General features: G+C 71.8%; 19 protein-coding genes. 9 read left to right on the forward strand and 10 right to left on the reverse strand.

Annotated features, from left to right (window positions below; translation table 11 throughout):
- Positions 1 to 47: 47 nt before the first annotated feature.
- The 3 genes from ACVWNX_RS25640 to ACVWNX_RS25650 all read right to left on the reverse strand — a co-directional run bounded on the left by ACVWNX_RS25640 (position 48) and on the right by ACVWNX_RS25650 (position 2,701).
- On the reverse strand, positions 48 to 1,187 hold the full coding sequence (locus ACVWNX_RS25640; RefSeq protein ID WP_454410270.1) for a hypothetical protein: 1,140 nt from the start codon (positions 1,185 to 1,187) through the stop codon (positions 48 to 50).
- Positions 1,188 to 1,733: 546 nt separating this feature from the next.
- Positions 1,734 to 2,285 carry a hypothetical protein gene (locus tag ACVWNX_RS25645; protein ID WP_454410271.1) on the reverse strand — a complete coding sequence of 184 codons (552 nt, stop codon included), beginning with the start codon at positions 2,283 to 2,285 and terminating at the stop codon, positions 1,734 to 1,736.
- Positions 2,282 to 2,701, reverse strand: coding sequence for a hypothetical protein (locus ACVWNX_RS25650; RefSeq protein WP_454410272.1), 420 nt, complete (start codon positions 2,699 to 2,701; stop codon positions 2,282 to 2,284). Before ACVWNX_RS25650 ends, ACVWNX_RS25645 begins: the two co-directional genes overlap by 4 nt.
- Before the next feature lie 368 nt (positions 2,702 to 3,069).
- Between ACVWNX_RS25650 and ACVWNX_RS25655 the strand changes: the two genes are divergently transcribed.
- Both ACVWNX_RS25655 and ACVWNX_RS25660 read left to right on the forward strand, forming a co-directional pair.
- Entirely contained in the window at positions 3,070 to 3,612 is a 543-nt protein-coding gene (locus ACVWNX_RS25655; protein WP_454410274.1) for a GntR family transcriptional regulator, read from the forward strand.
- Position 3,613: 1 nt separating this feature from the next.
- Positions 3,614 to 4,381: a GntR family transcriptional regulator gene (locus ACVWNX_RS25660; RefSeq protein WP_454410276.1), complete on the forward strand. Its 768-nt coding sequence runs from the start codon at positions 3,614 to 3,616 to the stop codon at positions 4,379 to 4,381.
- Positions 4,382 to 4,721: 340 nt separating this feature from the next.
- On the opposite strand, the gene cutA is transcribed toward ACVWNX_RS25660, so the two are convergent.
- Positions 4,722 to 5,051, reverse strand: coding sequence for a divalent-cation tolerance protein CutA (gene cutA, locus ACVWNX_RS25665; protein WP_454410277.1), 330 nt, complete (start codon positions 5,049 to 5,051; stop codon positions 4,722 to 4,724).
- Between the two features lie 614 nt (positions 5,052 to 5,665).
- Between cutA and ACVWNX_RS25670 the strand changes: the two genes are divergently transcribed.
- Entirely contained in the window at positions 5,666 to 6,034 is a 369-nt protein-coding gene (locus tag ACVWNX_RS25670) for a hypothetical protein (RefSeq protein ID WP_454410278.1), read from the forward strand.
- A 97-nt stretch (positions 6,035 to 6,131) separates the two neighbouring features.
- Positions 6,132 to 6,503 (forward strand): hypothetical protein, encoded by a 372-nt coding sequence (locus tag ACVWNX_RS25675; RefSeq protein ID WP_454410279.1) that lies wholly within the window; start codon positions 6,132 to 6,134, stop codon positions 6,501 to 6,503.
- A gap of 39 nt (positions 6,504 to 6,542) precedes the next feature.
- On the opposite strand, the gene ACVWNX_RS25680 is transcribed toward ACVWNX_RS25675, so the two are convergent.
- On the reverse strand, positions 6,543 to 6,701 hold the full coding sequence (locus ACVWNX_RS25680; protein WP_454410281.1) for a hypothetical protein: 159 nt from the start codon (positions 6,699 to 6,701) through the stop codon (positions 6,543 to 6,545).
- Between the two features lie 99 nt (positions 6,702 to 6,800).
- Between ACVWNX_RS25680 and ACVWNX_RS25685 the strand changes: the two genes are divergently transcribed.
- Together ACVWNX_RS25685 and ACVWNX_RS25690 are read left to right on the forward strand one after the other, a co-directional pair.
- The gene (locus ACVWNX_RS25685) at positions 6,801 to 7,016 is read left to right on the forward strand and encodes a hypothetical protein (RefSeq protein ID WP_454410282.1); all 216 of its coding nucleotides are present in this window, start codon (positions 6,801 to 6,803) and stop codon (positions 7,014 to 7,016) included.
- A 225-nt stretch (positions 7,017 to 7,241) separates the two neighbouring features.
- A complete protein-coding gene (locus ACVWNX_RS25690; RefSeq protein ID WP_454410283.1) occupies positions 7,242 to 7,850 on the forward strand; it encodes a 3'-5' exonuclease in 609 nt (202 codons plus the stop codon).
- Here the strand turns inward: ACVWNX_RS25690 and ACVWNX_RS25695 are convergent.
- Positions 7,827 to 8,411, reverse strand: coding sequence for a DinB family protein (locus ACVWNX_RS25695; RefSeq protein ID WP_454410284.1), 585 nt, complete (start codon positions 8,409 to 8,411; stop codon positions 7,827 to 7,829). The genes ACVWNX_RS25690 and ACVWNX_RS25695 overlap by 24 nt on opposite strands.
- 141 nt (positions 8,412 to 8,552) lie before the next feature.
- Here ACVWNX_RS25695 and ACVWNX_RS25700 point away from each other — a divergent pair, with 141 nt between their 5' ends.
- Together ACVWNX_RS25700 and ACVWNX_RS25705 are read left to right on the forward strand one after the other, a co-directional pair.
- Positions 8,553 to 8,951, forward strand: coding sequence for a VOC family protein (locus ACVWNX_RS25700; RefSeq protein ID WP_454410286.1), 399 nt, complete (start codon positions 8,553 to 8,555; stop codon positions 8,949 to 8,951).
- 194 nt (positions 8,952 to 9,145) lie between these two features.
- The gene (locus tag ACVWNX_RS25705) at positions 9,146 to 10,012 is read left to right on the forward strand and encodes an alpha/beta fold hydrolase (RefSeq protein ID WP_454410288.1); all 867 of its coding nucleotides are present in this window, start codon (positions 9,146 to 9,148) and stop codon (positions 10,010 to 10,012) included.
- A gap of 214 nt (positions 10,013 to 10,226) precedes the next feature.
- On the opposite strand, the gene ACVWNX_RS25710 is transcribed toward ACVWNX_RS25705, so the two are convergent.
- The 3 genes from ACVWNX_RS25710 to glnA form a co-directional block, all read right to left on the reverse strand.
- Positions 10,227 to 10,748, reverse strand: a complete 522-nt coding sequence (locus ACVWNX_RS25710; protein ID WP_454410289.1) for an RICIN domain-containing protein — start codon at positions 10,746 to 10,748, stop codon at positions 10,227 to 10,229.
- 334 nt (positions 10,749 to 11,082) lie between these two features.
- Positions 11,083 to 12,936 carry an NAD+ synthase gene (locus tag ACVWNX_RS25715; protein WP_454410291.1) on the reverse strand — a complete coding sequence of 618 codons (1,854 nt, stop codon included), beginning with the start codon at positions 12,934 to 12,936 and terminating at the stop codon, positions 11,083 to 11,085.
- A 279-nt stretch (positions 12,937 to 13,215) separates the two neighbouring features.
- Positions 13,216 to 14,577, reverse strand: a complete 1,362-nt coding sequence (gene glnA, locus ACVWNX_RS25720) for a type I glutamate--ammonia ligase (RefSeq protein WP_454410293.1) — start codon at positions 14,575 to 14,577, stop codon at positions 13,216 to 13,218.
- A gap of 407 nt (positions 14,578 to 14,984) precedes the next feature.
- Here glnA and ACVWNX_RS25725 point away from each other — a divergent pair, with 407 nt between their 5' ends.
- Positions 14,985 to 15,629, forward strand: coding sequence for a DUF305 domain-containing protein (locus ACVWNX_RS25725; protein ID WP_454410295.1), 645 nt, complete (start codon positions 14,985 to 14,987; stop codon positions 15,627 to 15,629).
- A gap of 111 nt (positions 15,630 to 15,740) precedes the next feature.
- Here ACVWNX_RS25725 and ACVWNX_RS25730 read toward each other — a convergent pair whose 3' ends face one another.
- Positions 15,741 to 16,256 carry a pyridoxamine 5'-phosphate oxidase family protein gene (locus ACVWNX_RS25730; RefSeq protein WP_454410297.1) on the reverse strand — a complete coding sequence of 172 codons (516 nt, stop codon included), beginning with the start codon at positions 16,254 to 16,256 and terminating at the stop codon, positions 15,741 to 15,743.
- Positions 16,257 to 16,378: the final 122 nt, after the last annotated feature.

The raw sequence follows: 16,378 nt of genomic DNA on the forward strand, positions 1-16,378 counted from the left end.
CCCGTGGCCGAGGGGCCCGCCCGGACCCGTCGGCCACGGTCGTCGTCTCAGCCCGTGGCGACGGGGAAGACGGCGTCCACCGAGTCCTGGTCGGTGGTGGTCTCCCACTCGGTGACCTTGCCGCCGTCGGCCCGCTCCAGCACGTAGCGGTCCGCGCGGAACCAGATCGCCTGGGACAGCCGCTTGCCGTTGGCCGGGTACTCCCGCTCTACGGTGACGGTGCGGCTGCTGGACTGGGTGGTCTCCTGGGCGACCCGGGTGCGCAGTTGGTGGCTGATGGTGGTGCTCAGCGACGCCGAGAACCCCTTGTAGGCGAAGCTCGTCTCGGCGGTGACGGAGATGCTGGTCGTGGTCTCGACCTCACGGGCGTTGCTGGTGGTCACCCCGACGGTGGTGCTCTGCGACTCCTTCTTGCTCACCTGGCCGCTGTGCTCGTAGTAGTAGACGACCTTGTAGAAGCCGTACCGCTTGAGCAGGTAGTACGGACTCTCGGCGGCCTGCCGGGCCCGGCCGAGCGCGGGGTCCGACACCAGGGGGAAGGGCAGCAGGCTGGTGCCGATGAGGACTTCCGGGGTGGTGTCCGGGTTCGGCCGGTTGTGTCCCGCCGCCTCCGCCGGACGGCCCACCGACGCGCCCGTCTGGCCGACCCGGGCGTTGAGGATCCCGTCGTAGCGGGTGTCCCGCTCCAGGGCCCACAACTGGGAGTCCCCGTCCGCCCCGGACGCCCGCCAGTACGTGTTGACCTGGTCCTTGCCGGTCGTACCGAAGTGGTTGGGGGTGAGGAACAGCCCGCCGTTCTTGTTGCTGATGGTGAAGAAGCCGCCGCCCGCGGGGCGTATCAGCCAGGTCTGGCTGTTGCGGACCCCGGCGTCCGCCCCGTTCTGCGGCGGGAAGAGGTTCACCCGGACGTCACCGCTGGAGAAGTCGTTCGGGGTGAGCAGGTTCCCGGCGACCTTCTGGGCGATCAGGTACTCGCCGTTGTCCAGGCTCAGGACGTTCCACGTCTGCGACAGCCGGGCCTGGCCGCCGCTCTCACCGGGCCACAGGGTCGAGTAGCTGTCCCCCTGGAACCCGGAACTCGTCAGGTACAGACCCGTGCGCTTGTTCTTCAGACGGTAGGCGTAGCCCTGCTCGATTCCTTCGGCGGTCGCCATGGCTTCCCTTCGGACGATCGGACGGGTGAGCACGCCCCATCCTTCCCGTCCCCTCACCTACCGTGCAGGGTCACATCCGGACGGTCACGATTCTTGACGGGAATGACCGGTTCCGTCAGGGGCGTGCGCTGGGGGCGCGCCCGGCGGCAACGGCATCCGTCCGCCCTTGCCGCCCCCACCGACGGCGGATCGCCCGCGAACGGCCCCGGCGGCCCCACCGGGCGGGCGGCTGGCCGGAACACCGTCGACGTGGCACCGAAGTGTGACACCGCGTCAACGTTCTGTGGCTGACCTCGATCGGTACGGGGTGGCCGGCAGGACGCCGGTACCGGGCGCGCGGTCCGCTTCTCCGGGTCTCGGACAGCGGTCGGGGGAGCCTCAGCAGTACCCGGAGCCGCCGGAGGAATCGCCCCCGTGCGGGGCGTGCGCACGGCAGGGTCATGAGGGTCCTTGCTGTGATGTCTGCCGACGGGGAGCGCGGGAGCGCGGGAGCCGTTCAGGGCCGGGAGGCGCCGTACGCCACGGCCGCCAGCAGCACGGCGACCGTGAGGACGTACAGGACCTGCTCGGTGGCGGGCCTCACGACCGCCACGGACGGTCCGCCGGGCTCACGAGCGCTTCGTCCGGGGCGTCGGCGTCGGCTTCGGCTCTGTGCAGCCGTTCGAGTCCGCGCGCGAGCAGGGCGCGCAGGGGCGCGGCGGGGCAGGCGTACCGGTCGACGGGTCCGGCCCACTGGGTGCGGTTTCGCCCGGTGGGGAGGTCGGGCCGGGGTACGCCGAGGTAGTACCCGGTCCCCAGATGCTCGACCTGAGGCATCCGACCGGGGGGCCAGGCTCCGGGGGCGGTGAGGGCGTAGGTCTGCCGGGTGGTGCGGTCGGTGAAGACGGGCCCGCCGTTCAGTGCGGTGCGCAGGACGGTGGCGGCACTCGCGTCGTCGGTGGCGGCGGTCGCGACCCGGACGAGGTCACAGGGGACGCGGACGGCGTCGAAGGTCCGCCCACAGGCCAGCAGCGCCACGCCGCGCGTCGCCCACTCGTGGACGGCGGTGGACGGGTCCCCGGCCGCGAGGAGCAGCCACCGGGCGAGGGCTTCCGTGTCCGGCCGGACCATCGGCGGTGGACGGTGGCTCACGCGCGTTCCCCGACCGCGACACCGCTGGACTCCGCGAGAGCGGCGAGCGCCCGCAGCACCAGCGTCAACCGCCGCTCACCCAGAAGCCGCAGCCTGCCGGTGGGCAGCGGCGCCCGCCGCGCGACGGCGAGAACGAGCGCGAGGAACACCGCGTCGGAGTCGGGCAGCCTCTCCAGCAGAGTGGTGCAGCGACTCAGCCGCTCCCAGTCGCAACCCGTCACCCCCTCCCGCACCACCACAAGACCCGCCACGACCTCGCTCCGACGGATCAGATCGTCATCCGCCACCAAAGCCGCCACCGCCACCCGGTCCACCAGACTCTCCCGCCGCGCCCACTCCGTCAGCAGCACGGACAGAGACGGCGGAGACCCGGGGGAGTCCGTCCCGTCCCCCGTGGCGCTCGTACTTTGCGGCATCCCGGCTCTCCTTCACATCGGTCGACCGTGCCCGGGTTCGGGCAGGACGTCTGGGCAGTAGGGATCTCGGTACATCCCTCGGCTTGGCTCGGCTCGCAGGTTCCTGTCGTCGCCACACGGAGTGGGGTGCGTCCTGACTCGCTGCCACAGCAGGTCAGGACGTTCTTTCAGGGACGGGACCGTGGAGTCTTGCCGCCCCTCACTCGCGTATCGCCTTGATCTCAGCGGTGATCAGCATGCGTTCCCCGGCGCCTCAGCCCCGCGGTGAACGTATCGCTTTTCGCGAAAACCAGTAAGGTTCAGAAGGGTGGAACGCTTTACTGTGTAAAGAGGCAAGGTTCTGGGACGCTGGTGAAGGAGGAGGGCTCGTGCCCGAAGGCGGGTGGACGCACACGTCGGCGCCGTATCTGAGGCCCCGTGCGGAGGGTCAGGCCGACGCCTGGACCAGCGAGACCGCTGCCCGGGGCCGTAAGGGGACGCAGCGCGTCGTCCGGGCCGGGGAAGCCCGGGCCTCCCGTGAGGTGGCGGAGCTGCTGGGGCTGGACGAGGGCGCGGAAGTGATCGTGCGTCGGAGGATCATGTTCCTCGACGGGGAGCCCGTGGAACTGACGGACACTTACTACCCGGTGGCCGTCGCCCGGGGCACCCGTCTGACGGAGACCGCGAAGATCCCCGGTGGCGCCGTCACCCTGCTGGCGGACCTCGGACACACCGCCCACGTCGTACGCGAAGTGGTGCGCGCCCGGATGCCGAATCCCCAGGAGCAGGAGTCGTTGGCGATGAGCGCCGGTACCCCGGTCCTGACTCTCACCCGGGTCACGTTGGACGATAGGGGCGTCCCGTTCCAGGTCGACGTGTCGGTCTTCCCCGCCGCCACCCAGGAACTCGGCTACGAGAGGAGGGTGGACTGACATGCCCGAGGCGTATGAGGACACCCACGACCGGCGTCCCCTGCACGAACGCATCGCCGCGGATCTGCGTGACGAGATCATGTCCGGGGTCCTGACGCCCGCCACCAATCTCCCCTCCACACAGCGGCTGAAGGAGCGGTTCCAGGCGTCGAACGCCACCGTGCAGAAGGCGTTGCAGATACTGAAGGACGAGCGCTTGGTCATCGGCCGGGCGGGCTCGGGGGTAACCGTCCGTGAACACCGGCAGGAAACGGTCCGCCCGGCCGACTTCGGAAGTCCCGCTGCCCCCGGCAAGCCCTACCCGTGGCTCACCGAGACCGCCAAGCGCGGCAAGAACGGCAGCATCCGACTCCTGGGCGTGTCCGAGGTGCGGCCGCCGCGCGACGTCGCCGAACTGCTGGGCCTGGACGAGACCGGAACAGCGATCGAGCGCAAGCAACTCCTGCTGCACGACGGGGAACCCGTCGAACTGGTCTCGGCGTACTACCCTCTCGACCTCGCACAGGGAACCGCGCTGGCGGAGGCCCGGAAGATCCGGGGAGGGACCCTGGCTCTCCTGACCGGGATGGGATATCCGCCGGGACTCACCGTCGACCGCGTATCGGCCCGGGTGCCGACCCAAGCCCAGTACGAGGCGTTGCGTCTGCCGACGGATCTGCCGATCCTGCGCACCCTGCGGGTCGTGTACAGCGACGACGAACGCCCGATCGAGGTGACCGTGATGGCGAAGGCGGGCCATCTGTACGAACTGCAATACGAGTTCGAGTAGAGACCGCGCGTACAGGTCCGGACGCCTCGCTCTGCCACGCGGATAGGGTGCCCGCGTGTATCCGGTCGCCAGGCACGGCCAGCGTTTGGGGCTCCGCGAGATCGGCCCGTCCGACGTGGACGCCGTCTTCGCGGTCTACGGATACCCCCGGGCCACGGAACACCTGTCGTTCGACCCCCGCACCCCGGCCGACGTCCGGGCGACCGTGGACCGGGCCATCGCCTCGGCGATGGCGGACCCTCGCTCCGAGTACGTGCTCACGGTCGTGGAACGCGAAAGTCGTCGCGCGGCCCCGTTCCTCGCGGACCGTCACCGTGGAAGCGGGGCCGCTTCTCCTCCGCTACGCGGAGGCGGGTTCCGTCTCCTCGGCCACCCACGCGAGGTACGCGTCCGAGCCGCCCTCGACCGGGAGGACGATCCATTCGGGCACGTCGTAGGAGTGGGCTCCGGCGACCCACGCGGCGAGTTCGGGCAGTCGGGCGCGGGTGGTCTTGTAGGTGACGCGCCATTCGCGTTCCTCCGCGACCGCGCCCTGCCAGCGGTACACGGCGGTGAACGGGGGGTCGATGTGCGCGCAGGCCGCCAGCCGGGCGTCCACCGCGCCGCGTGCGAGTCCGGCGGCCTTCTCCTCGTCGTCGATCGTCGTCTGCGCGATCACCACGTCGGACACTTCGGGTCCTCCTCCATCGGGGACTCGGACCCTATCCAGGGTGGACCGGGCGTGGGGGCGGCGCGGGGCGGGGCGGCGAACGATGGCGCTGTTCTCGCCTTCCTGAAGGGACTCCGGATTCGGAGGGATCGCGCGGCGTATGTGTGAGGAGTTGCTGAACGGCTGTTCGGGGAAGTGACCCTGTTGCTGAAGTGGTGAAATCCTGGTGTCCAGCGGCTTCATGAACGATGGGGTACCGGTAGGTCGGCTGGATCCGGCCGTTTTCGAAGGTCCTCGTTTAACGCGCCATTCCCCGTGACCTCGTGATCGGCGTGACCTCGTGATCGGCGCCTGAGTGATCACCGCGTCGGACACTTCGGATCTTCCTCCCATGGCGTGAACGCATCCCGTGCGAGCCCCACTGAACTTCTCTCTGCGTCTCGGGTTTCAGTCCCTGGAGAAGTTTCCAGTGACATCTACATGGGGGAGAGTTAGGTTTTCCTGCGACGCCTCCGAAGAGGGCGGCGTCGATAGGGGGGCCGGGAGGCTTTCTCTTGGGTCGGCCCGGCACGCGTCATTTTTCTGTCACCCCGTATCGCACACGCCTGTTCTGTGACGATCCAAGGAGTGAAAGAGTGCGCACTTTTCTGCGTAAGGTTTCCATCGGCGCGACGGTGAGCGTCGCCGTGGGGGCGATAACACTGGGAACCCCGGCGAGCACCGCCAGCGCCGACGTGGGCGCGCTCGGTCACTGCGGTCAGTCGAAGACCGCGGAGACCGACGGCGCCACGGCCCGCTGGTCCCTGGACTGCAGCGGTGGCCGGATCACGGTGTCCGGCTGGTACCGCGACGACGAGCCCGACGGGGACTGCGTCGGGGTGAAGGGGTACTTCGCCGACGGTTCGACCAAGCGCAGTCAGACCTGCGCCGGGTGGATGACGAAGAAGACCTTCAAATGGAGGGCCCCCGGTTCTCTGGCCGACGTATACCTCTACGAGTACTGAGACGGCGGGCGCCGATGGATTCGCGGCTGCCCGTCCCGTACGGGTTCACGTCACATGAGCGTCAACACGTCAGCACCACGAAAGGGAGGCCGGGTTGATGGGTGAACTCGTGGATCGCCGTAGCAGGGTGCTCGGGGTGGCCGGAGTTCCGGTCGGCCTCGCGCTGGTGGCGGTGCTGACCGTCGGAAGCGCCTCCGGCGTCGCGGCCGGATCCGGGAGCGATTCGTCCCCGATGGCCGGGTCGGGAGTGTACGCGTCGGCACCACGGTTCATTTCCGGCTACAGCCTGCATTGTTCCGAGGAGATGGCCAAGGACAGCATCACGGGCCCCGAGGCGCAGGGTGTGGTGGCCGCGCGGTATTCGTCGGCCCGGTACGACCGGAACAGGAAGACGTGGAAGTACACCGGGTCTAGGGTGGTCGTCGTGCTCAACAAGAACGGCTATTGCGTGACTGCTTGGCGACGTTGACGCCCGCCTCCCACCCCAAGGGGGATTCGCATGGCAAGGTCAGTAGGCTGCCGCGTTCGTTACGATCCGGAAGTCGACGTGGTGGCGATTTCCTTCGCGGAACCGCCGCCGGGTCCCGGAGGCACGGCACTGGAGTTCGATGACGAGTCCGGATTGGCGGGTGTCATCCGGCTTGGTGTCGAGGGGAATTTCGATCATCTGGAGCTCTTGGGAGCCAAGCGCGCGGTTCCCCGGCTCGTCTCGGATCTGTGCCCGCCCGCGCGAGGTACCCGCGATTACCTCCGGGGCGAGGTGAACGTGCGTGTGACGACGGCCGAGCGGGGCGGCGTCCGGTTCGACCTCGACGACTCCGCCGCCACCGGCACCACGTACGAGATCCCGGTACGGGCGGAACCGTCGTCCTCGCCCCTCGCCACCCTGACGTACAACGGGCACTCGGGCGTGCTCCACTCGCTGACCCTGTTCCCGGCGGGAAGGCTGCTGGAGGGCCTGGCGGGCCTCACGTCCGGCTGAACGGGGTGGAGTCGGCGTCGTCGCCCCCCCCGTTCCGGGGGCGACGCCGTCGGCCACGGCTCAGCGCGTGTCCACCGCGACCGGCCGGATCAGTCCGACGGGCGCCTCGCCCGGTTCGTCCCGGGGGCACGGGTTCCGCGCCGGAGGAGCCCGTCGGCGGTGACGGCGGGCACCCCGCGGAAAACCGGGGTGCCGGGACCGGGTGGACGCCCCTACCCTCGGCCCATGCGCCCTGAATCCGCCCTGCTGAACGTCATCGACGTGGAAGCCACCTGCTGGGACGGGCAGCCGCCGCCCGGTGCGGTGAGCGAGATCATCGAGATCGGGCTCACCGTGGTGGACCTGTCGGCGGGGCGCCGGGTGTCCCGGCACCGTCTCCTGGTCCGTCCCGTCCGGTCGCGGGTGAGCGACTTCTGCACCGGGCTGACCGGACTGACGCGGGCCGAGGTGGAACGGGGCGTCCCCTTCGCCGAGGCGTGCCGGATCCTCGTCGAGGAGTACGGGGCCGGGGAACGCCCCTGGACGAGCTGGGGCGAGTACGACCGTCGGCAGTTCGCCCGGCAGAGCCGGGCCGACGGGGTGGCCTATCCGTTCGGTTATCCGACCGAGCGCACCCACACCAACGCCAAGGCCGTGTTCACCGAGGCCCATGGGCTGCGCAGGAAGCCCGGCATGGACCACGCCCTGCGGCTGGCCGGGCTGCCGCTGGAGGGACGCCACCACCGTGGCGAGGACGACGCGTGGAACATCGCCGCGCTCGTCCTCGATCTGCTGGGCCGGGGGGCGTGGCCGGTCACGGCCACGGCCGTCTCACCCCGTGACGGCGGCGGCTGACCTGGCGGCCCGCTCGACCTCCGCCCGGTGGGCCGCGCGGGCCTCCTCGTCGATCGGCTTCCCGTGTTCGGGGCGCAGCCCGGTCCGGCCGTCGAGGCCCTCGCGCAGGATGTCGGCGTGCCCGGTGTGCCGGACGGACTCGCCGAGGACGTGGACCAGGACGGCGAACAGGTTGGTGTCGGCGTGCGGCTCCGGCCACCACGGCACCCGGCCGGGGGCGTCGAGGGGGAGCGCGTCGATCGTCGCGTCCGCGTGTTCCCAGGCGCGCCGGTAGAACCCGGTGATCTGCTCGCGGGTCTCGTGCCCGGCCGCCCACAGATCGCTTCCGTCGGAGTCCTGCCACCGGGGCAGCGGTTCCGGGGAGGGGCGGCCGAAGACCTCGCCGAAGTACCGGGCCTCGACGGTGGCCACGTGTTTGACCAGGCCGAGGAGGTTGGTCCCGGTCGCCGTCAGGGGTCGGCGGGCGTCGTATTCGGACAAGCCGTCGAGCTTCCAGAGCAGCGCCTCGCGGTCCCGCCGCAGTCTCCCGTGCAGATGGTCCTTCGCGAATTCGTCGATCATGCGGCACGAGCCTGCCACGGACCGCTCCCGGGCTCAACGTCCGGATTCCGGACGGGGAGCCTGGGAGGCCGGGAAGATCCAGGGGGTCAGGTGGCATGACCAGGACCGTAACCGTCCTGGTCACGTCCTACGGTCCTCCCCATGAGCACCACGAGCACCGCGATCACGACCGCACCGGCGGTCCGCGTCCTGTCCATCGACTTCGACTGCCCCGACCCCGCCGACCTGGCGCGGTTCTACGGCGAGGCCCTCGGGCTGCCCGTCGTCTACTCCAGTGACGACTTCGTCCTGATCGGCCGGGAGGGCGAGACCGGGCTGGGCTTCCTCCGCGACCCCGAGCACCGGCCTCCGACCTGGCCGGACCCCGCCCAGGGCAAGCAGATCCACCTGGAACTGGGCGTCCGGGACCTGGACTCCGCGTACGCCCGGCTGCTGGCCCTGGGCGCCGTGGAGTCGTCGGCGGGGAACCCGCGTTCCACGGAACGACGGGTCCTGCTGGACCCCGCCGGTCACCCGTTCTGCCTCTCGCTGCTGGACTGAGCGGTCCGCGGTCGGGCCCGTCGCGGCGCGGGCCGGGGCCTGTCCGGGGCCGATCCGGGGCCGACGAGGGCCCGGGGCGGGCCCGGGGAGACGCCCCCCCAGGGGCCCCCTCTTGAGTTCCGTACAGGCTGTATGCGATTCTGCGTACAGCCTGTACGTACAGGTTGTATGTAAACTCGCGAGGGGTGCCAGGCATGCCACAGCTCACGCTCGACCAGGGAACCGTCCACTACCGGGACACCGGTGAGGGCGAGCCGGTGCTGCTCCTGCACGGCTACCTGATGGGCAGCGGACTCTGGGAGCCGGTCGTCGACCGGCTCGCCCCGGACTTCCGGTGCGTCACCCCCGATCTGCCCCTCGGGGGCCACCGCATCCCGCTGAACCCCGGCGCGGACCTCAGCCTCGCGGGGATCGCCCGGCTGGTCGCCGATCTGATCGCCGCGCTCGGGCTGCCCCGGGTGACGCTGGTCGGCAACGACCTCGGCACCGCCGTCGCCCAACTCGTCGCCGCCCGCCACCCCGAACTGATCGACCGGCTCGTCCTCACCAACGGCGAGTGCTTCGAGAACTGCCCGTCGCCCTGGTTCAAGCCGCTCGACCCGGCCTCCCGGGTGCCCGGTCTGCTCGGCCTGGTCTTCCAGGCCCTGCGGCTGCGCGCCGTCCGCCGGATGCCCTTCGCGTTCGGTCTGCTGACCAAGGGCGCGCTGCCCCACGACCTGATCGACGACTGGACGGGGGCCTTCTTCGCCGACCCCGGCGTCCGGCGCGACTGCGCCAAGGTCACCCGGGGGATCGTCCCCACCGCCCTGATCGAACCGGCGTGGCGGCTCGCCTCCTTCGACCGGCCCACCCTGCTCGCCTTCGCCCGTGAGGACCGGCTCTTCCCGTACGAACACGGCGAGCGGCTGGCCGCGATCGTGCCGGGCGCCCGGCTGGAGACCGTCCACGACAGCCGGACCTGGATGATGCGCGACCAGCCCGATCTGCTGGCCCGGCTCATCCGGGACTTCGTCCGGGACACCCCCGGGGGCCCGGACGGGGGCGTGACCGGGGAGAAGTGAACCCCGTCCGGGATCGGGCGGGTCCGCGCCCGGGCCCCACCCGGCCGGTGAAAGGGGAGCGGGCCCCGTCGCGATGACGGGGCCCGCTCCTGAGGGACGACCCCCGGGTGGGGACGCCGGGGGCGTCAGGACCTGAGACGGGTCCCGGACCGGGGCGCCGGGGGCGTCAGGACCTGAGGCGCGTCCCGGACCTAGGCGCCGGGGTGCCGGTGCGTCAGGGCCAGAGGGACCAGCGCTGGTTGACGGCCCCGTTGCACGGGTACTGGCGGATCTGGTCGCCCCGCGTCGCGCTCCACGACGCCTCCAGGCACTTCGCGCTGTGCTGGGCGCGGATCTGGTACGAGCCGCCGCCGACGCCCTCCAGCCGCCATCTCTGGTTGGCGTCCCCGTTGCACGACCACTGGATGACGCCCGCGCCGTCGGCCTGGCTCGCGTTGTCGACGTCCAGACACTTGCCGCTGTGCCGGGCCACGATCTCCACCGTGCCGTCACCGTGGTGGACGAAGTCGAACCGCTGGTTGGGCAGGCTGTCGTCGGCGGACCACTGGATCACCCGGGCGCCGTTCTGGACGGAGGCGTCCCGTACGTCCACCCAGAGCGTCCGGTAGTCGCTGCGGATCTTGGTGCCACCCGTCGTGGCGGTCCCGGCCGTCGGCGCGGCCTGCGCCGTCGGCGCCGTTCCGGCGGTCAGGGCCAATCCGCTGAGCAGGGCCGCGGCGAGAAGCCTTCCGGACATCCGGTACATGTGAGTCCCCTCTGTGAGCGTCGGCGCCGGGTGGTTCCCCCGGCCGCCCGGTCCGCACGGACGGCGCGGTCCCGGACCCGACCGGCCCGGGCGTCACCCGGTCCCGTCCCGGCCGTGGTGACGGACCGGGACGGGCGGACGGGCGCCACCACGGGACGGCGGGACCGGAGGTGCGGACCGCGCCGCGTGCGGGACCCACGGTGCTGCGCCCGGCGTCCCGGGCACCCGGGGCCACCGTCCCGGAATCCCGGGACGTCACGCCGGGGAGGGCGCGAACCGGCTCACTCCGGGGGCGCCCCGCCGCACGCCGGGGACCGCCCCGGCCTCACTCTCCGGGCGCCGCCCCCGCCGCACCCGGGGTCGCGTCCGCCCCGCTCGGGGTCGCGTCCGCCGCGTCAGGCGCCGCGTCCGCCGTGCCCGGGGCCGTGCCCGTCTCCCGCCACCGGCTGGTGATCGGCAGCCGCCGGTCCTTGCCGAAGCCCTTGGCCGAGATCTTGGTGCCCGGCGGGTACTGGCGCCGCTTGTACTCGGCGTTGTCCACCATCCGCAGGGTCCTGGTCACCAGCTCCGCGTCGAACCCGGCCGCCACGATGGCGTCCGCGCCCTGGTCGCGGTCCACGTACCGTTCCAGGATCGCGTCCAGGACCGGGTAGTCCGGGAGGGAGTCGGTGTCCACCTGGTCCGGGCGCAGTTCGGCGCTCGGCGGCTTGGTGACGGAGTTCTCCGGGATCGGCGGGGTCTGCCCGCGCTCGGCCGCCGCCGCGTTGCGCCAGCGGGCCAGCCGGAACACCGTCGTCTTGTAGACGTCCTTGATCGGGCCGTACGCGCCCACCGAGTCGCCGTACAGCGTGGAGTACCCCACCGCCAGCTCCGACTTGTTGCCGGGCGCCAGCACGATGTGCCCCTCCTGGTTGGAGACCGCCATCAGCAGGGTGCCGCGCAGCCGCGACTGGAGGTTCTCCTCCGCGAGCCCGGTGAGCCCCAGGGCGTCCATGTAGGCGTCGAACATCGGGGCGATCGGCACCGTGCGGAAGTGCAGCCCGGTGCGTCGCGCCAGCTCCGCCGCGTCGTCCTTGGAGTGCTCCGACGAGTACTTGGACGGCATGGAGACGCCGTAGACGTGCTCCGCGCCCAGCGCGTCGCAGGCGATGGCCGCGACCAGCGCCGAGTCGATGCCGCCGGAGAGTCCGACGAGCACCGAGCGGAAACCGTTCTTCTCGACGTACGCGCGCAGCCCGACCACCAGCGCCGAGTAGACCTCCTCGTCGTCGTCCAGCCGCTCCGCGTACCCGCCGGTCAGCTCCGGCTCGTAGGGCCGCGCGGGCTCCTCGGAGAGCGTGAGGTGGTCGATCCGCAGCCCGTCGTCCACCACTCCCGAGGGCGGCTCCGGGCGCGCGGCGGGCAGGTCGAGGTCGAGGACCACACAGCCCTCCGTGAACTGCGGGGCGCGCGCGACGACCTCGCCGTCCTTGTCGACCACGATCGAGTCGCCGTCGAAGACCAGCTCGTCCTGGCCGCCCATCATGGCCAGGTAGGCGGTGGTGCACCCGGCCTCCTGGGCGCGCTTGCGCACCAGCTCCAGCCGGGTGTCGTCCTTGTCCCGCTCGTAGGGGGAGGCGTTGACGGACAGCAGCAGTCCGGCCCCGGCGCTGCGGGCGGCCGGGACCCGGCCGCCGTCCTGCCAGAGGTCCTCGCAGATCGCCAGGGCGACGTCCACCCCGCGCACCCGCACCACCGGCAGGGTGTCGCCCGGGACGAAGTACCGGAACTCGTCGAACACCCCGTAGTTCGGCAGGTGGTGCTTGGCGAAGCTCAGCACCACCTCGCCGCCGTGCAGCACGGCCGCCGCGTTCTGCGGGGCGCCCGCGGGCTGGCCGTACTTCGGCTGCGCGGTGGCGCAGCGGTCCAGGTAGCCGACGACCACCGGGATCTCCCCGAAGCCCTCGTCGGCGAGACGGCGGGCGAGGTCCCGCAGCGCGGCGCGGGACGCCTCCACGAAGGAGGGGCGCAGCGCCAGGTCCTCGACGGGGTACCCCGTCAGGACCATCTCGGGGAACGCGATCAGATGGGCCCCCTGCCCGGCGGCGTGCCGGGTCCACCGGAGCACCGTGTCCGCGTTGCTGGCGAGGGCGCCGACCGTGGAGTCGACCTGGTTCAGGGCAAGACGTAGTTGAGGCACGTCCGCCAGTGTAATCGTCACTCCGACGCGATGTCCCGTGCGGGCCCGTCCGGAGGTCCGGGGGCGGGCTCCGCGCGGACGCCCGTGGCGGGGCGCCGACGGCCGGGGCGCCCGTGTCCGGGGTCGTCGCGGGTCCGGGGCGCCGACGGCCGGGCTCCCCGTGGGGCCGGACCGCTCATGGCCCCGGGGTGTCCGTGGCCGGGGGAGTCGCGGACCGGGCCGGGACCGCCGGACGCCCGTGGCCGGGGCGCCCCGGCCACGGGCGGTGCGGTGCGGTGTCTACAGCACCGGAAGGTTTTTCCTCAGCTCGAACGCCGTGACCTCCGAGCGGTACTCCTCCCACTCGGACTTCTTGTTCCGCAGGAAGAAGTCGTACACGTGTTCGCCGAGCGTCTCGGCGACCAGCTCGCTGCGCTCCATCAGCCGGATCGCCTCGCCGAGGTTCTGCGGCAGCGGCTCGATGCCCATGGCGCGCCGCTCCCCGTCGGACAGCGCCCACACGTCGTCGTCCGCGCCGGGCGGCAGCTCGTAGCCCTCTTCGATGCCCTTGAGGCCCGCCGCCAGCAGCACCGCGTACGACAGGTACGGGTTGGCCCCCGAGTCCAGCGAGCGGACCTCGACCCGCGCCGAACCGGTCTTGCCGGGCTTGTACATCGGTACCCGGATCAGCGCCGAGCGGTTGTTGTGGCCCCAGCAGATGTACGAGGGGGCCTCGCCGCCCGCGCCCGCCGTCCGCTCCGAACCGCCCCAGATGCGCTTGTAGGAGTTGACCCACTGGTTGGTGACCGCCGAGATCTCCGCCGCGTGCCGCAGCAGACCCGCGATGAAGGAGCGCCCCACCTTGGAGAGCTGGTACTCGGCGCCCGACTCGTAGAACGCGTTGCGGTCGCCCTCGAACAGCGAGAGGTGGGTGTGCATCCCGGAACCGGGGTGCTCGGAGAACGGCTTCGGCATGAACGTCGCCTGCACGCCCTGTTCCAGCGCCACCTGCTTCATGACCAGCCGGAACGTCATGATGTTGTCGGCGGTGGAGAGCGCGTCCGCGTACCGCAGGTCGATCTCCTGCTGCCCCGGGGCGCCCTCGTGGTGGCTGAACTCCACCGAGATGCCCATCGACTCCAGCATGGTGATCGCCTGGCGGCGGAAGTCCATGCCCACGTTCTGCGGGGTGTGGTCGAAGTAGCCGGAGTTGTCGGCGGGCGTCGGCCGGGAGCCGTCCAGCGGCCGGTCCTTCAGCAGGAAGAACTCGATCTCGGGGTGGGTGTAGAAGGTGAAGCCCAGGTCGGACGCCTTGGCCAGGGCCCGCTTGAGGACGTACCGGGGGTCCGCGAAGGACGGGGAGCCGTCCGGCATCAGGATGTCGCAGAACATCCGGGCCGTCCCCGGGGCCTCGGCCCGCCACGGCAGCACCTGGAAGGTCCCCGGGTCGGGCTTGGCGATCATGTCGGACTCGTACACCCGGGCGAAGCCCTCGATGGCGGACCCGTCGAAGCCGATGCCCTCGTCGAACGCCTGCTCAAGCTCCGCGGGCGCGACCGCGACGGACTTCAGGAAGCCCAGCACGTCCGTGAACCACAGGCGTACGAACCGGATGTCGCGCTCCTCCAGCGTGCGGAGCACGAACTCCTGCTGCTTGTCCATTGTCGACTTCCACCCATCCTTGCTGGTCAGGCCGCGTGCTCCGGTGCCATGGGACAAGGTCCGGTCACGAGCATCCCACCACACGGTTTCCGGCACGTTGCGGGCGTGGGCCGCGCCCGCGACCGGTCGCCCTCCGTGGCTCTGTGCCCATACTGCCTGCTGACCGGGGTCTCTGTAACGGCCGGGCCCGCCAGCGGGGGCCGGGCGGTCCCGGAGCGCCCGCGCCGCCCGACTACGATCGGGGTCTACCAGCGGCCCGACCGTCCCCGAGGCACCCCCGAAGGACCACCCATGGGTTCCCCCAGCCTTTCCCCCTCATCTCCGCCCCGCACCCGCGCCGGGCACCCCGTCGGCGGCGGTTGCGCCGCCCGGGTGGCCCGGGTGGCCCGTGGGGACGGAGCGGCGTGGTGAGGCGCGCGGGGCTGGTGGCGGGCGCCGCCGCGCTCGCGGTGCTCGCGGCCGTCGGCGGCTTCACCGTGGGGACGGCCGGGGACGGGGACGCGTCCCGGGTGCCCACCGCGGAGTCCGCCGACGCGGGCTTCGCCCGGGACATGGCCGTCCACCACCAGCAGGCCGTGGAGATGTCGTACATCGTCCGGGACCGCACCGACGACGAGGACGTCCGCACCCTCGCCTACGACATCGCCCAGACCCAGGCCAACCAGCGGGGCATGATGCTCGGCTGGCTCGACCTGTGGAAGCTGCCGAAGATCTCCGAGAAGGGCCCGATGGCCTGGATGGAGTCCTCGGAGCACGGCGGTCACGGCGAGGGCCACGACGGGGGCGGCGGCGCGGACGGCGCGCTGATGCCCGGCATGGCCACCGACGCCCAGCTCGACGCGTTGCGCCGGGCCAGCGGCAAGGACGCGGAGATCCGCTACCTGAGGCTGATGACCGCCCACCACAAGGGCGGGGTCGACATGGCGGAGGGGTGCGTCAGCGCCTGCTCGGTCCCGGTGGAGAAGGACCTCGCCCAGGGCATGGTCGAGGCCCAGGAGTCCGAGATCGCCCTGATGGCCGACATGCTGAAGGCCCGCGGCGCCAAGCCCTGACCCGTCGAAGGCCCCGGGCCCGGGCCGTCCCGTCCCGCCCCGCTCCCGTAGCGCCGGGGCGGGCGGGGCCGGGTGGCCCGGGTCGCGTCGGGTCGCCGGGGGAGCGCCGGTTCAGTCCCGCCACCGCCAGCGGGTCTGTCCGAACGGCTCGCCCTTGGCGAAGGCGAAGACGGTACGGGGCCGCACCCGGAACACCCACGCGGCACCGCCGTCCGCCTCGAACGCCCCCTCCCGTACCTCGAACGCCCAGTCGGGCCCGTAGGCCGCGCGCCAGGCACCGGCGAGCGCGAGCAGCTCCCGCTCGTCCGTGACCCGTTCGGCCCGGCCCTCCACCACCACGTCGGTTCCGGCGTCCCAGGTCGGCGTCCCCGTGGTGAGCACGACCTCGGGGTTGTCCGCCAGGTTGCGGGCCTTGCGCTCCCCGGGCCCGGTGGCGAAGTGCAGCGCGCCCTCCCACCACACGGCGATCAGCGGGGTGACGTGCGGACGGCCGTCCGGCCGCACCGTCGACACCCAGAAGGCGCCCCCGCCGCCCAGCACCTCCTCCACCCGGGCCCAGTCGGTGGCCTCGGCCCCCGGGGAGCTGAAGTCGGGGTCGAGCGCGGCGCGCGGTACGTCCTGCGTCATGGTGCGGTCCTCCGGGAGTTCGGGACGGTCGGTGGAGTCGGACGGTCAGGAGGGGACGGCGGCCGTGGCCGTCCACGGGACCCACGAGAGCGGTCCCGTACCGTCCCCGTCACGGGTGCGGC

The sequence above is a fragment of the Streptomyces sp. JNUCC 64 genome (assembly GCF_054484115.1).

Bases quoted from the DNA above. Each gene is read 5' to 3' on its own strand.
- ACVWNX_RS25650 (WP_454410272.1), bottom strand. From the start codon at position 2,701: ATGCCGCAAAGTACGAGCGCCACGGGGGACGGGACGGACTCCCCCGGG.
- ACVWNX_RS25660 (WP_454410276.1), top strand. From the start codon at position 3,614: ATGCCCGAGGCGTATGAGGACACCCACGACCGGCGTCCCCTGCACGAA.
- ACVWNX_RS25675 (WP_454410279.1), top strand. From the start codon at position 6,132: ATGGGTGAACTCGTGGATCGCCGTAGCAGGGTGCTCGGGGTGGCCGGA.
- ACVWNX_RS25680 (WP_454410281.1), bottom strand. From the start codon at position 6,701: ATGATCGAAATTCCCCTCGACACCAAGCCGGATGACACCCGCCAATCC.
- ACVWNX_RS25690 (WP_454410283.1), top strand. From the start codon at position 7,242: ATGCGCCCTGAATCCGCCCTGCTGAACGTCATCGACGTGGAAGCCACC.
- ACVWNX_RS25695 (WP_454410284.1), bottom strand. From the start codon at position 8,411: ATGATCGACGAATTCGCGAAGGACCATCTGCACGGGAGACTGCGGCGG.
- ACVWNX_RS25700 (WP_454410286.1), top strand. From the start codon at position 8,553: ATGAGCACCACGAGCACCGCGATCACGACCGCACCGGCGGTCCGCGTC.
- ACVWNX_RS25705 (WP_454410288.1), top strand. From the start codon at position 9,146: ATGCCACAGCTCACGCTCGACCAGGGAACCGTCCACTACCGGGACACC.
- ACVWNX_RS25710 (WP_454410289.1), bottom strand. From the start codon at position 10,748: ATGTCCGGAAGGCTTCTCGCCGCGGCCCTGCTCAGCGGATTGGCCCTG.
- glnA (WP_454410293.1), bottom strand. From the start codon at position 14,577: ATGGACAAGCAGCAGGAGTTCGTGCTCCGCACGCTGGAGGAGCGCGAC.
- ACVWNX_RS25730 (WP_454410297.1), bottom strand. From the start codon at position 16,256: ATGACGCAGGACGTACCGCGCGCCGCGCTCGACCCCGACTTCAGCTCC.